Origin of the sequence: Xanthomonas citri pv. citri (assembly GCF_000961215.1) — a bacterium.
GTDB lineage: Bacteria > Pseudomonadota > Gammaproteobacteria > Xanthomonadales > Xanthomonadaceae > Xanthomonas > Xanthomonas cissicola.
On sequence record NZ_CP008998.1, the window covers coordinates 1,335,683 to 1,349,347 of the forward strand.

10 protein-coding genes and 1 pseudogene are annotated in these 13,665 nt (G+C 65.1%); 7 read left to right on the forward strand and 4 right to left on the reverse strand.

The window, feature by feature from the left end:
- The first annotated feature begins 131 nt into the window (after nucleotides 1-131).
- The 3 genes from AMD14_RS06475 to AMD14_RS06485 all read left to right on the forward strand — a co-directional run bounded on the left by AMD14_RS06475 (nucleotide 132) and on the right by AMD14_RS06485 (nucleotide 3,591).
- A complete protein-coding gene (locus AMD14_RS06475; RefSeq protein ID WP_040107735.1) occupies nucleotides 132-911 on the forward strand; it encodes a histidine phosphatase family protein in 780 nt (259 codons plus the stop codon).
- Entirely contained in the window at nucleotides 911-1,780 is an 870-nt protein-coding gene (locus AMD14_RS06480) for an NAD(P)H-hydrate dehydratase (RefSeq protein ID WP_011050750.1), read from the forward strand. Before AMD14_RS06475 ends, AMD14_RS06480 begins: the two co-directional genes overlap by 1 nt.
- Before the next feature lie 332 nt (nucleotides 1,781-2,112).
- Nucleotides 2,113-3,591: a glycoside hydrolase family 30 protein gene (locus AMD14_RS06485; protein WP_040145765.1), complete on the forward strand. Its 1,479-nt coding sequence runs from the start codon at nucleotides 2,113-2,115 to the stop codon at nucleotides 3,589-3,591.
- Nucleotides 3,592-3,720: 129 nt separating this feature from the next.
- On the opposite strand, the gene AMD14_RS06490 is transcribed toward AMD14_RS06485, so the two are convergent.
- From AMD14_RS06490 to AMD14_RS06505, 4 genes and pseudogenes are all read right to left on the reverse strand, one after another.
- Complete coding sequence (locus AMD14_RS06490) at nucleotides 3,721-5,526, reverse strand: glycoside hydrolase family 15 protein (RefSeq protein ID WP_011050752.1); 1,806 nt, start codon at nucleotides 5,524-5,526, stop codon at nucleotides 3,721-3,723.
- A complete protein-coding gene (locus AMD14_RS06495) occupies nucleotides 5,523-6,425 on the reverse strand; it encodes an SDR family oxidoreductase (protein WP_011050753.1) in 903 nt (300 codons plus the stop codon). The genes AMD14_RS06490 and AMD14_RS06495 overlap by 4 nt, the downstream gene beginning before the upstream one ends.
- 432 nt (nucleotides 6,426-6,857) lie before the next feature.
- Nucleotides 6,858-9,212: a GH92 family glycosyl hydrolase gene (locus tag AMD14_RS06500; RefSeq protein ID WP_015462944.1), complete on the reverse strand. Its 2,355-nt coding sequence runs from the start codon at nucleotides 9,210-9,212 to the stop codon at nucleotides 6,858-6,860.
- Between the two features lie 274 nt (nucleotides 9,213-9,486).
- A pseudogene (locus AMD14_RS06505) lies at nucleotides 9,487-10,466 on the reverse strand (SDR family oxidoreductase).
- Here AMD14_RS06505 and AMD14_RS06510 point away from each other — a divergent pair.
- The 4 genes from AMD14_RS06510 to AMD14_RS06525 all read left to right on the forward strand — a co-directional run bounded on the left by AMD14_RS06510 (nucleotide 10,414) and on the right by AMD14_RS06525 (nucleotide 13,620).
- Nucleotides 10,414-10,596 (forward strand): hypothetical protein, encoded by a 183-nt coding sequence (locus AMD14_RS06510; RefSeq protein ID WP_026006896.1) that lies wholly within the window; start codon nucleotides 10,414-10,416, stop codon nucleotides 10,594-10,596. The pseudogene AMD14_RS06505 and the gene AMD14_RS06510 sit on opposite strands and share 53 nt — an antisense overlap.
- Nucleotides 10,597-10,627: 31 nt before the next feature.
- A complete protein-coding gene (locus AMD14_RS06515; RefSeq protein WP_011050756.1) occupies nucleotides 10,628-11,257 on the forward strand; it encodes an alpha-ketoglutarate-dependent dioxygenase AlkB in 630 nt (209 codons plus the stop codon).
- 351 nt (nucleotides 11,258-11,608) lie between these two features.
- Nucleotides 11,609-13,318 (forward strand): FAD-dependent oxidoreductase, encoded by a 1,710-nt coding sequence (locus AMD14_RS06520; RefSeq protein WP_011050757.1) that lies wholly within the window; start codon nucleotides 11,609-11,611, stop codon nucleotides 13,316-13,318.
- Nucleotides 13,315-13,620, forward strand: coding sequence for a UBP-type zinc finger domain-containing protein (locus AMD14_RS06525; protein ID WP_005920568.1), 306 nt, complete (start codon nucleotides 13,315-13,317; stop codon nucleotides 13,618-13,620). Before AMD14_RS06520 ends, AMD14_RS06525 begins: the two co-directional genes overlap by 4 nt.
- The last annotated feature ends 45 nt before the right edge of the window (nucleotides 13,621-13,665 follow it).

The window sequence follows — 13,665 nt, forward strand, 5'->3', positions numbered from 1 at the left end:
ATGTTCCTTGCAGCGTGCGCGGTGTGCGGGCTCATGTATGACACCGGTAGCGCGGCGGCGCATGCCGCGCGCATGGTCGACCACCTGTTCACGGCGGCTGTGCGACACGTGGTGCCGACGTGATGCAGGAGATGGGTGTGAGTGAGCACAGTGCGGTTGCGGGGGTGTCGGCGCAGTGGCCGGCGCGCCTGTGGGTGGTGCGGCATGGGCAAAGCGCAGGCAACGTGGCGCGCGATGTGGCCGAGTCCAATGGCGCGACGTTGATCGACCTGGAGCATCGCGATGCGGACGTGCCGCTCTCGGCGCTGGGCGAGCGCCAGGCCGAGGCCTTAGGCGCGTGGATGGCTGGGCTTCCCGAACACGAGCGGCCGACCTTGATCCTGAGTTCGACCTATGTGCGCGCGCGGCAAACCGCCGCTGCGGTTGCGCGTGCGCTCGGCCAGCCGACCGATGCGGTCAGCGTGGACGAGCGGCTGCGCGAGAAGGAATTCGGCGTACTCGACCGTTACACCACGGCCGGCATCCTGGCGACGTTTCCGGAGCTGGCCGAGCAGCGCAAGCTGGTGGGCAAGTTCTATTTCCGCCCGCCTGGTGGCGAGAGCTGGTGCGATGTGATCTTTCGCTTGCGCAGCATCGTGGGCGACCTGCAGCGCAATCATGTAGGTGCGCGCGTGCTGATCGTGGGGCACCAGGTGATCGTCAATTGCTTCCGTTACCTGATCGAGCGGATGGACGAGGCCACGATCCTGGCCATCGACCGCGAAGGCGACGTGCCCAATTGTGGCGTCACCGAATATGCGGCCGCGGCCGATGGGCAATCGCTGCAACTGGTGCGCACCAAGTTCGTGCCGCCAGAGCTGGCCGATGAGCCGGTGACCACCGAATCCGATCGCCCGGCTGGAGCGCGCTGATGGCTGCCGCACGCCTTCGCACGCTGACCGCTGCCGCACTGCGTGCGATGCCGCTGCCATCGCCCGGCGGCGACAAGGAGCAGCGGGGGCGCGTGTTGGTGGTGGGGGGCTCGATGCGCGTGCCCGGTGCGGCATTGCTGGCCGGGGAAGCTGCATTGCGCGCGGGCGCCGGCAAATTGCAGATCGCCACCGCTGCCAGCGTGGCGCCGGCAATGGCCCTGGCGGTGCCCGAGGCATTGGTGCTGGGGCTGGGGCAGAACGGGCAGGGCGAGATTACGCGCGGGCACCGTGCATTGGACGCGGCGCTGGCAGCCTGCGACGCGGCCGTGATCGGGCCTGGCATGGCGTCGACCACGACGGCAACGGCGCTGGTCAAGCTGGCCGCTGCAAAGGCGGTCTGTCCCTTGGTGCTGGACGCCGGTGCGTTGTCGCGCAGCTTGCGTGCGCCGCCTGGGCGGCCCTTCGTGCTGACGCCGCATGCGGGGGAGATGGCGACCCTCGCTGGCGACGACAAGGCTGCAGTGGAAGCAGCGCCGGGCGAGTACGCGCTGGCCTTCGCGCAGAAGATGCGCAGCGTGGTGATCGTCAAGGGGGCGGACAGTTTCATCGCCGGGCCTGACGGTGCGCTATGGGTGCATCGCGGTGGTGTGCCTGGGCTGGGCACGTCGGGCTCGGGCGATACCTTGGCCGGATTGATCGCAGGTTTCGCTGCGCGGGGCAGCGATGCGTTGACCGCCGCGCTGTGGGGTGTATTTGTGCACGCGGTAGCGGGTAAACAGCTGTCCAGGCGGATTGGCACGGTTGGATTTCTGGCACGCGAGATTCCACAAGAAGTGCCCGGGATTTTGGATCGTTTGTCGCGCAAGTGAGTGAGCCCCTCCCTGCGGGAGAGGGGTTGGGGTGAGGGTACGGCTGCTGGGATTGGTGAAGAGTGAAGTCTTTTACGTTGTTTTGTTCGCGATGCATTACGCGCGCGGCCGGCACCTTTAAGTGCTCACGTACCCTCATCCGGCGCTGCGCGCCACCTTCTCTCCCCATTAAGGGGACAATGTCCCGATGGGAGAAGGAAGTCTGATGTCACACCGCACTGCGCTTGCGCTCGTTTGTCCTGCAATGCTGCGGCGCGTTGGTCGGTTAGGCTTGCGCGATCTACCTGGGAGGGTGCGCGGTGAAGCGAGCGATGACGTGGTCGGTGGTGGGGATGTTAGGGATGGGGCTGGGCACAGTGAGCAGCGCGAGTGCAGCAGCGACGGCTGTTGCATTCGCAGCGACGCCAACAGCGGTAGATGAGACCTCGCCAGCGGTGAGCAGCACTGGTGCACTGCGCGTCTACACCAGTTCTCAAGGTGCCACGCAGCAGATGCGCGTCAGCACGGCTGCTGCTCCTGCCAACGGGCATCCGCTGACCGAAAAAGAAAACTCCATCTTCGTCAATCCGCAACGGCAATTTCAGGAACTGTTGGGCATCGGTGGCGCGATCACCGATTCCAGCGCAGAGACCTTTGCCAAGCTGCCCAAGCGTGCGCAACGTGCGCTGCTCACGGCGTACTACGATCCGCAGCAGGGCATTGGCTACACGCTGGCGCGTACCACCATCCATAGCTCGGATTTCAGCAGCGGCAGCTACACCTACATCAAGGAGGGCGATGCGGCGCTGAAGAGTTTTTCGGTCAAGCACGATGCCAAGTACCGCATCCCGATGTTGCGCCAGGCGATTGCGGCGGCCGGCGGCAAGCTCACCACGTTTGCCAGCCCATGGAGCGCGCCGGCCTTCATGAAAGACAGCAACAACATGCTCAAGGGCGGCAAGCTATTGCCCGAGTACGCGCAGGCCTGGGCAAGCTACTACACGCGGTTTATCGCGGCATACGAAAAAGCGGGCATCCCGATCTGGGGCATCAGCCTGCAGAACGAGCCGATGGCGGTGCAGACCTGGGAGTCGATGCTGTTTTCGGCCGAGGAAGAGCGCGACTTCTTGAAGCATCATCTTGGGCCCACCATGGCCAGCGCCGGCTACGGCGAGCGCAAGATCATCGTGTGGGACCACAACCGCGACATGATGGTGCACCGCGCGCATGTGATCTTCGATGACCCGGAGGCGGCAAAATATGCATGGGGCATGGGCTTCCATTGGTATGAAACCTGGGCCGGATTCGAGCCGATGGTGGAGAACGTGGCGGCAGTGGCGCAGGCGTACCCGGACAAGCACTTGCTGTTGACCGAAGCGGCGGTGGAAAAGTTCGACCCGGCCAAATTGCAGTATTGGCCCAATGGCGAACGCTACGGCACGGCCATCATCAACGACCTCAATCATGGCGCAGTGGGCTGGACGGACTGGAACATTCTGCTCGACCAGCATGGTGGGCCGAACCACGTGGGCAATTACTGCTTTGCGCCGGTGCATGCCGATACGCGCACGGGCGAGGTGATCTATACGCCGAGCTATTGGTATATCGGCCACTTTTCCAAATTCATCCGGCCGGGCGCACGGCGGGTCAGCTCAGCCAGCAGCCGTAGCAATCTGGCGACCACGGCGTTCCTCAACACCGATGGCAGCCTGGCCATGGTGGTCATGAATGCCGGCGACGTTGCGATTGCTTACAACCTGTATGTGGGCGAGGCATCCAGTACGTTGGAGATTCCGGCGCATGCGATCCAGACCGTGGTATTGGCGCAGTAAGCGACCTGCCGCAATTGGTCGAGCTGCGATCTGGCGCAGCCGCATCCGTCTAGCGTGCTCCTTCTGCCGAGTGGAGAAGGAGTTTGCTGCGATAACAACCTGGTGAAGGCGACAGGTGCTGCGCTGCGCTTATTCGCCATCCACGGCTAGCGCTGCGTGGATCAGCGCGAGGTGGCTCAAGCCTTGCGGTACGTTGCCCAGGGCGGCGCGCGTGCTCGTGTCCAGCATCTCGGGCATCAGTGCGACATCGTTGCCCAACTGCTCCAGCAACTGCTCGAACAAGCGCCTGGCTTCGGCACGCTCGCCGAGCAGGCCATAGGCTTCCACCAGCCAGAACGAGCAGGCAATAAATGCCCCTTCGCGTTGTTGCATGCCACTGTAGCGGTGCAGCAATGCATCGCTGCCGAGTTCTGAGGCAATGGCATCGCGGGTGGCGATCATGCGCTCGCGGCGCGGCCCGCCCAACCCAAAGCGCGAGGCCAACAGCAGGCTCGCGTCCAGGTCGTCGGTGCCCGCGTAGAAGGTGTAAGCCTGCTTGGTGTCGGACCAGCAGTGCACATCGATCCACGCCAGAATCCGCGCCTGTTCGCGCTCCCAGCGTGGCAGCATCGCGGTGGAGAGATGGCCGGCCTTGGCCAGCTCGCTGGCGCGGCGCAGCGCCAGCCAGCATTCCACTTTGGACATGGTGTAATGCTCGGCGGCTTCCAGTTCCCAGAAGCCGGCGTCCTTGCGCATCCAGGTGTTTGCGCATTCGTTGCCGAGCTCGAACAACTGGCGTGCGGTTTCCTGGTCCAGGATGTGGCCGGCATCGAGAAAGCGCGCGGCCATTTCGAAGATGTCGCCGTACAGGCACAGCTGCAGCTGGTTGTTGGCGGTGTTGCCGACGCGCACCGGACGCGTATTGCGATAGCCGGGAAGATCGATCACGCGCTCGTCGGGCACCAACGCGCCCTCCAGGGTGTAGCAGGGGCGCACGCCTGGCCGATGCTGGCGGATGGTGCGCATCAACCAGCTAAACGCAGCCTTGGCATCGGCCAATGCGCCTACGCGCAGGAAGGCCTTGGTGGTGTAGGCGGCATCGCGGACCCAGGCATAGCGATAATCCCAATTGCCATTTGCGCCAATCTGCTCCGGCAATGACGTGGTGACCGCGGCGGCAATGGCGCCCGTCGGCGAAAACCATAGAAATTTGAGCGCCAGCGCAGAGCGCACGACCGCATCGTGGTAACCATTGGCGTAAGACAGGTTGCCGCTCCATTCGCGCCACTCCTGGTCGCTGCGCTCGATGCGCCCACCGATGTCTTCCAGCGCGGGCACCGGTAGCGCATCTTCTTCGGCGGCCAGCAACGCGACCACCTGTGTGTCGCCTGCGCCGATCGCCAGCGTGGCGTGCACGCCGCGGTCGTCGCACTGCAGCAGCTGCGCTGCTTCCTTGTCGTAGCGCAGCATGGTCATGAGCGGGCCGACGTGATGCACACGGCCGTTCGGCGTCTCGCTTTGCCAGGGTGTGGCTTCGCCGGCACGGGTGCCGGGCCGGTAGATCAGGTCGAAGACCACGCTGCCTTCGATGCCTTCGATGCGTCGCGCAAGTTCCGACCACGGCAGCCGGCCGGCTTCGCCGCTGTTGAGCGACTCGGTCAGACGTGCGCTGCCGGTTGCGGTGGCGAAGGTCGTTTCGAGAATATTGCTGCCGTCGCGGTATCGGCGTTGTACATGCTGCAGCTGTTGCGGCGTGAGGGTGAAATAGCCGCCTTCGCCTGCATCCAATAGACGATCGAACAACGGCGGCGAGTCCATTTTCGGCACGCACCACCAGTCGATGCTGCCGTCCGCACCGCATAACGCCACCGTGCGCCCGTCGCCGATCGCCGCATACGCAGCAATCGGCAAGGTGCCGGTGGCATCGCGTTGGAAGTCGGCGCCGGTGCGACTCAAGACAGCAGCAGGCCGCCGGTGGCACCGAACACTTCGCCAGTGACGTAGCTCGATTCCTGCGATGCCAGAATCACGTAAAGCGGCGCCATTTCTACCGGCTGGCCGGCGCGCTTGAGCGGCGTTTCAGAGCCGAAATCGGGAATCTTCTCCGGCGGCTGACCACCGCTGGGCTGCAGCGGCGTCCATACCGGGCCGGGCGCGACTGCATTGACGCGGATCCCCTTCTCGGCGACTTGCTGCGCCAGGCCCTTGGTGAAGTTGACGATGGCCGCCTTCGTGGAGGCGTAGTCGAGCAGTGTGGGCGAGGGTTGGTACGACTGGATCGAACCGGTGTTGATGATGGATGCGCCCGGCGGCAAGTGCGGGATGGCGGCCTTGCACAGCCAGAACATCGCATAGACATTGGTCTTGTAGGTAGCGTCGAACTGCTCGGTCGTGATGTCTGCGATGTCTTTCACGGCGGTCTGTTTGCCTGCGATATTGACCAGCACGTCCAGGCCGCCAAGCTCCTTCACTGCACGGTCCACCAGTTCGGTGCAAAACGCCTCGTTCTTGAGGTCGCCCGGAACGCTGATGGCTTTGCGCCCTTCTGCCTGGATCAGTTGCACCACCTCGGCTGCGTCCTGTTCTTCTTCAGGCAGATAATTGAGCACGATATCGGCACCTTCGCGTGCGAAAGCAATGGCGGTGGCGCGCCCGATGCCGGAGTCTGCGCCGGTGACCAGTGCCTTGCGGCCCTGCAGACGACCAAAGCCCTTGTAGCTCTGCTCGCCGTGGTCTGCCTTGGGCTGCAGTGCATGGATGGTCCCCGGCGCCTGCTGGGTTTGTTCCGGAAATTGCGGCTGGGGAAACTGGGTCAACGGGTTCTGCATTTCATACTGATTCTTGGTGCTGGACATGCACACGCTCCTGCATTGGGGGAAGGGCAGGCACGCAGTCGTCGTGCGTACCGATGGCAGCCAGTGTGGAAAGCAGGGCGATGCGTATCGGTGAACGAAAGTTGTGCATCATGTGAATACGTGACGGTGGTGCACGTGGTGCGATCACCTCGGCATCGAAGGCCTCGCATTCGGAAACTAACGGGAGACAAGCGCATGGGTTGTGCAGGAATCGATTGCGCGAGCACGCCGGCAGCCTGCCAGCAGTGGTGGCGCGCGATCCATGCGGCTTGCGCATGCGGATGTACTACTGAGGCAGTAAGCCAGGCCAATGCAGAGGTCCGCTAACGAAACGTAGCGAGCGTCCGGTCGAGCCTGCGCATCCACCTCATGTCCTGCGGACTTGCATCCCTAAAGGATCACCCGGTCGCTCCATCTCGCAGTTGCTCTGGTTCATTGCACCTGCGCCGACATCGAATACGGCCGCTGCGCTGGGTCGGTCGCCCACTGCTGATTCGGTGTCGCCCGCATACGGAAACGCAGTTCGCCGCCGGCCAGGATTTGTTCGTGTGTCACGTAAGCGCGGGTCAACGGTTTGCCGTTGAGCGTGGCGCCGCCCACGTAGCTGCGTGCATCGCTCAAGCCTTCGGCGATGATCGAGAAACGTTTGCCATTGGGCAGGTTGAGCGTGGCGCGCGGCAGGAAGGGGCGGCCGATGATGTACTGGTTGCTGCCAGGCGCCACCGGGTAGAAGCCCAGCGTGGTGAACACGTACCAGGCCGACATCTGGCCGAGATCGTCGTTGCCGGCCAGGCCTTCTGGCCCTGCGTGATATTGGCTGCGCATGATTTGGGTCAGACGCGCCTGCGTGCGCCACGGTTGGCCGGCATACGCATACAGATAGGCAACGTGGTGGCTGGGTTCGTTGCCATGCGCGTACCAGCCGATCAGGCCGGTGATGTCTTCCATATGCTCGAAGACCTTCGGGTCCACCTTGGCATCGAACACCGCATCCAGCCGGGCAAGCAATGTGTCCTCGCCGCCATGCGCGGCAGCCAGGCCGGCCACGTCCTGCGGCACGTACCAGGAGTATTGCCACGCATTGCCTTCGGTGTAGTCGCTGCCGTAGCCGCTGGCAGATGGGTCGAACGGCTCGCGGAAGTTGCCGGCGCGGGTGCGCGCGCGCATGTAGCCGGTGGCCGGGTCGAAGGCGTGCTCCCAGTTGCCGGCACGCTTGGTGAACTCGGCGGCAATCTCGGCCTTGCCGAGCCTGTCGGCCATGCGCGCGATGGTCCAGTCGTCGAAGGCGTATTCCAGCGTCTTGGATGCGGCTTCGCCTTCTTCGTCGATGGGCACATAGCCCAGCTCGCGATACTGCGCGATGCCGTCGTAAGGGCCGTAGTTGGCGCTGGCGACCATCGCTTGCAAGGCCTCATCTGGGTCGAAGCCGCCGATGCCTTTCATGTACGCGTCCGCAATCACCGGGACGGCGTGGTAGCCGATCATGCACCAGGTTTCCAGGCCGTGGAATGCCCATATCGGCAGGATGCCGTAGGCGCTTTCGCGACGCGAGGCGAGCAGCGAATTGACCACATCGCTGCTGCGTTGCGCCGGCTGCACCAGGGTGAGCAGCGGATGCAAGGCGCGGTAGGTATCCCACAGCGAGAAGGTGGAATAGTTGGTCCAGCCAGTCGCTTGATGCACCGCGTTGTCTGGCCCGCGGTAGCGGCCGTCGCTGTCCATGAACAGCGTCGGCCCGAGCAGGGTGTGATACAGCGCGGTATAGAGCTGGGTGCGTTGTTGCGGGGTGCCCTGTGCATCGATCGCCGACAGCGCCTGCGTCCATTGCGCGCGTGCATCGGCGCGGACGCGATCGAAATCGAAGCCAGGCACTTCGGCATCGAGGTTGGCGATGGCACCGGCCTCGCTGACCGGCGAGAGCGCCACCTTCACCACCAGCGGTGTGCCGTCGTTGGCGACATCGAACACACCGACCAGTTGCCGGCCTTCGATCTGCGCGCGCTGCGCAGGATTCTTCTCGCCCGGCGGTGGGAAGCCCTTGTACGGGATGTCCTGTTCGGTGTCATGGAGTTGCGTGGCAGTGAGCGGGCGCGAGAAACGCATGGCGAAATACAGCTGCCGGCCGGGCGCCCAACCGCGTGTTTCGCGAAAGCCGGTCACCGTGCCATCGCTGCGCACACGCAGCCGCGACCACTGCACCTTGCCAGGGTAGTCGTACAGGCTGGTGCGCAGGTCGACCAGCACATGCGCCGGCGTGCCTTCCGGGAACCGATAGCGATGCACGCCCACACGCGCGCTGGCAGTGAGTTCGGCGCGGATGTTGCGGTCGTTCAAGGTCACGGCGTAATAGCCGGGCTGCGCCTGTTCGCTGGTGTGGTCGAACTGCGCGGTATAGCCGCTGCCCGGCTTGCTGGCATCCCCGCGTTCGAGTTTGATGTCGCCAGCTTGCGGCATCAGCAGGATGTCGCCCAGATCCGAATGCCCGGAACCGGAAAAATGCGTGTGCGAGAACCCGACGATGGTGGTGTCGCTATGCCGGTAGCCGGCCGCCCAGCCATAGGCGTCCTTGCGCGGCTTGATTTGCGTATCCGGGCTCAGCTGCACCATGCCGAACGGCACCGTGGCACCAGGATAGGTATGGCCTTCGCCACCGGTGCCAATGAACGGGTCGACTGCGTCGAAGGCAATTGCAGGCGTGCGCGGCGCAGCGTTGCCGAAAACAGCGATGACGGCGGCAAGCGCTGCCAGCCAACGAGCCCGACGTGGGACGATCAAGCGAGACGGCATGCAGAGTGCTCTAGGCGGATGCAGCGCCGGACCGTAGCACAGCCGCGTGGGCGCGCCACACCTGAGGATGTGCGATGGCCATCGCCGTCATGGTTGGGTTCGCTGAGCAGACGCGTCGTCATCGAGGTGTGGCCCATCGGCATGCACAGTGGCGCGCACGCTCGCCGCTGTCGTGTCGCATTGAGGCCGGTCTGCTTCCCACCTTGCCGCAGCGTCTGGAAATCGCTGGCAAGAGCGCGCCACTGTCGCCACCGCAAACGCGGACCTCGGGGACTCACCTGCGTCGTAAAGCCAGCACCGCCAAGCCCGTCACTGCTGCAGCGGCCGCACCGATCAACACCTTGTCGCGCGTAGAACGTGCGCGCAACCTGGGGCGCCGCCGGTAGCCACCGTCGATGCCGCCGGCAATGCTGGGTGCTGCGAACACATTGCCGGTGGAACGCGCCACCCGGGGTGCCTGCGCAAAATAACGCTCGAAGAAGCGGTACATGGCGCGTGCCAGGGCCTGCGGCGCCAGCGCATGGCCTAGGCGCATCGCATGGACGGCAGTGCCCAACACCACCGTGTTGCGTGGCCGGTCCAGCAGGCGCACGACAGCTGCCGCGACGGTGCGGGTGTCCAGCATCAGCGGTGGCCCGCTGATGCGGCGGCCCACGTAATTGGCACCATGGCGCAGGCCCGGCGTATCCACGAAGTACGGGTACACGTCGCACACGTGGATGTGCGGGTAGTCGCTCAACTCGGCGCGCAATGCTTCGGAAAAGCCGCGTTGCCCGAATTTGCTGGCGCCGTACGCCGCCGCAAATGGCGTGGATGCAAAGCCGCCCGACGAGATCATGTTGACGAAGATGCCGTGGCCTTGATCGACGAAGATGGGGATCACCGCATGGGCGTCGTGCATGCGACCGAGCAGGTTGGCGTGGATCACGGCCGCGCTCGCTTCCATCGGTACCTCATGGAATTTGCCGACTGCGCCCACCCCGACATTGCCGAACCACAGGTCGATGCGCCCCAGAAAACTCTGCGCGCTGGTCGCCAGTGCCTCGACCTGTTCGGCATGTTTGACGTCGGTGGGCACCACCAAGACCTCGGCACCTCGCGCACGGCAGCGTTCGGCAACCGCATCGAGGGCGTCTTCGCGCGTGCGGCCAGCACCAGGCGCGCGCCTTGTTCGGCGAATGCTTCTGCAGTGGCTTGGCCGATGCCGCTGGACGCGCCGGAAATCACCACGTGGGCAGGAGGGGTGCGATGCATGGGATGTCTCCACAAGAACGAGCAGGCATGCTTGATCGCCGTGCGTGAACACGGTGCGGCGCTTTGCGTACCGCAGCGTGAAGCTGAACTGGTCGGGCTGGCGCCATGCGTGATGACAGCGTGGCGCTGAAATCGGCTGCAGGCGCCCGCATATCGGGCTGATGGATTTGTTCAACGCTCCCATCGCACCGCTGCAGGTGCTGCACGACCAGCAAGGCGGCGTGCGCTATTGGCCGCACCTGCTGCCGCCTGCACTGGCGCAGGAGGCGTTCGACGCATTGCGCGATGACGCCGATTGGCGCAGCCAGCGCCGCGAAATGTACGACCGGGTGGTGGACGTGCCGCGCCTGCTGGCCTCGTATCGGTTGGATGATGCATTGCCTGCGGGGTTGCCGCTGCAGCGCTTGCTCGATGCGGTGCAGGCGGTGCTCCCGGCGCCGTACAACGCAGTGGGCTTGAACCTGTACCGCGATGGGCGCGACAGCGTGGCAATGCATCACGACGCGCTACACACGCTGGTGGCACCGCACCCCATCGCGCTGCTGTCGCTGGGTACACCGCGCCGGATGCAACTGCGCGCCAAGGACGGCAGCACGCGGGCAGTTGCGCTGGAGCTGGCACCGGGGAGCCTGCTGGCGATGAGCCACGCCTCGCAACACACGCACGTGCACGGTATTGCCAAGAGCACGCGCGCGGTGGGCGAGCGCATCAGTGTGGTGTTTCGCGTGCGCCCGGCCCAGCGCATGGCGGCCGGGCAGCATGGCCCACATTGGGAGCCTGTGCAGTCGTAAGGCACATGCTTGGGCTCGATTGACTGGACAGCTCGCAAACGCCCGTGCAGTTGCCGGACGCGCACGGGCGTTGCTCCGTGCGAGATGCACTACACCTACCTTCGTTTGCCATGTACGGTTGCCGCCGGCCTGACACTGCCCGCTCCGTTATTCGCGTGCTGGATGTCCTCACGCTGAGCGCGTGCGGTCTTCAAAGCAGCTGGGTACGTCTGACCGGCAGCAGCGTTCGCTCGCGTACGCCTGCCTGGCGTCTGCGCGCTGTCGTGGCCATCAGTGACCATTTCGGGTGATTGCCATTGCCGTCACCACTGCCCATGCTTGCATGTGATCCCCTAGCTGCGTCGTCCCTCCATGTCTTTGGACCAGACCCGCCACCATCAGATGTTTCCCGAGCTGGACGCGGGCCAGTTGTCGATCACCCGGCGCTTCGCCAGCGGGCCGGCGCAACGGTTCGGCGCGGGCGATACCGTATTTGAGGTCGGCGATGCCCATGCGCCGGTGTGGGTGGTGCTGGAGGGCGCCATCGAAGTGGTGCGCCGCGATGGATTGGGCAACGAAAAGCCGATCACCCGGCACACGCCCGGCCAGTTCACCGGCGAGGTGAGTCAGCTGGCCGGGCGCGCGTCGCTGGCGGCTGGACGTGCCGGGCCGGACGGCTGCCTGGCGCTGCCGTTCGATACCGCGCATCTGCGCGCGCTGATGATCAGTTCGGCCGAAGTGGGCGAAGTGGTGATGCGTGCATTGATCCTGCGCCGCGTCGGGCTGATCGAGGGCGATGCGTCGGGTTCGGTGCTGATCGGCGAGCCGGACGACCCGCATCTGACCCGGTTGCAGGGCTTTTTGACCCGTAACGGCTACCCCAACACGGTGATGGATGTCTCCGACGACGAAGGCCGCGCGTTGGTGCAGCGCCTGGGTATCCAGGAGCACGATCTACCGGTGATGGTATGCCCGAGCGGGCGCGTGCTGCGCCAGCCCAGCGATGCCGAAGCCGCGCATTGCCTGGGCATGACGCCGGACATCGACCCGGACAAACGCTACGACGTGGCGATCGTGGGCGCCGGCCCCGCCGGCCTGGCGACGGCGGTGTATGCCGCATCCGAAGGCTTGTCGGTGCTGGTGCTGGACCAGCGCGCCATCGGCGGGCAGGCCGGTGCCTCGGCGCGTATCGAAAATTATCTCGGCTTTCCCACCGGCATTTCCGGGCAGGCGCTGGCCGGGCGCGCGTACAACCAGGCGCTGAAATTCGGCGCGGAACTGGCGATTCCGATCGAAGCGGCCATGCTGGAATGCGGCCGCGACGATGGCGCGCTGAAGCTGGATCTTGCCGATGGCAAACAGTTGCTGGCCAGCACGGTGGTGATCGCGTCGGGTGCGCGTTACCGGCGCCCGGAGATCGAGGGCCTGGATCGCTTCGAAGGCCACGGTGTGTCCTACTGGGCCTCGCCGGTGGAAGCGCGCCTGTGCGAAGGCGGCGTGGTGGCGCTGGTGGGCGGCGGCAATTCTGCAGGGCAGGCGGTGGCGTTCCTGGCGCCGCGGGTCAAGGAGCTGCACCTGATCATTCGCGGCGACGGGTTGGAGAGCTCGATGTCGCAATATCTCATCGAACGTATCGCCGCGTTGCCGAACGTGCAGCTGCACACCGGCACCGAAGTGGCCGCGCTGGAAGGCGACCCCGAGCGCGGCTTGCAGGCCGCGGTGTTGCGCACCCGCAAGGACGGTGCAACCGCGCGCGTGGAGTTGCGGCACCTGTTCCTGTTCGTCGGCGCAGACCCCAACACCGGTTGGCTGCAGGACTGCGTGGACACCGACAAGCGCGGCTTTGTCATGACCGGCACCGCGCGTGGCGACGGCGTACCGGCGTGCCTGCCGCTGGAAACCAATCGCCCTGGCGTGTTCGCCATCGGCGATGTGCGTGCGGGCTCGGTCAAGCGCGTGGCCGCTGCAGTGGGCGAGGGCGCCGCCGTGGTCGCGCAGATCCATCAGTACCTCGCCCATCAGGCCAACCCAGTGCCGGTCTCCGAACTTGCCAGCGCCACCCAGGAGTCCACCAGCGCATGAGCCAACGCTGCCGCCATACCGATCAAATCCATGCGGTCACGCCCAGTGCGCGTGGCTGCGAAGAATGTCTGGCCATCGACAGCGAATGGGTGCATCTGCGCCTGTGCCGCAGTTGCGGCCATGTGGGGTGTTGCGACGACTCGCCCAACCGCCACGCCACCGCGCATCACCATGCCACCGGCCATCCCATCATCGAAGGCTACGACCCGCCCGAAGGCTGGGGCTGGTGCTATGTGGACGAGGTGGAAGTGGAGCTGCCGGATCAGACGCCGCAGCTGGGCCCGATTCCGCGGTATGCGTGAGCGGCGCTGCTGCGCCGCTGGGAATCGGGAATCGGGATTCGTAAG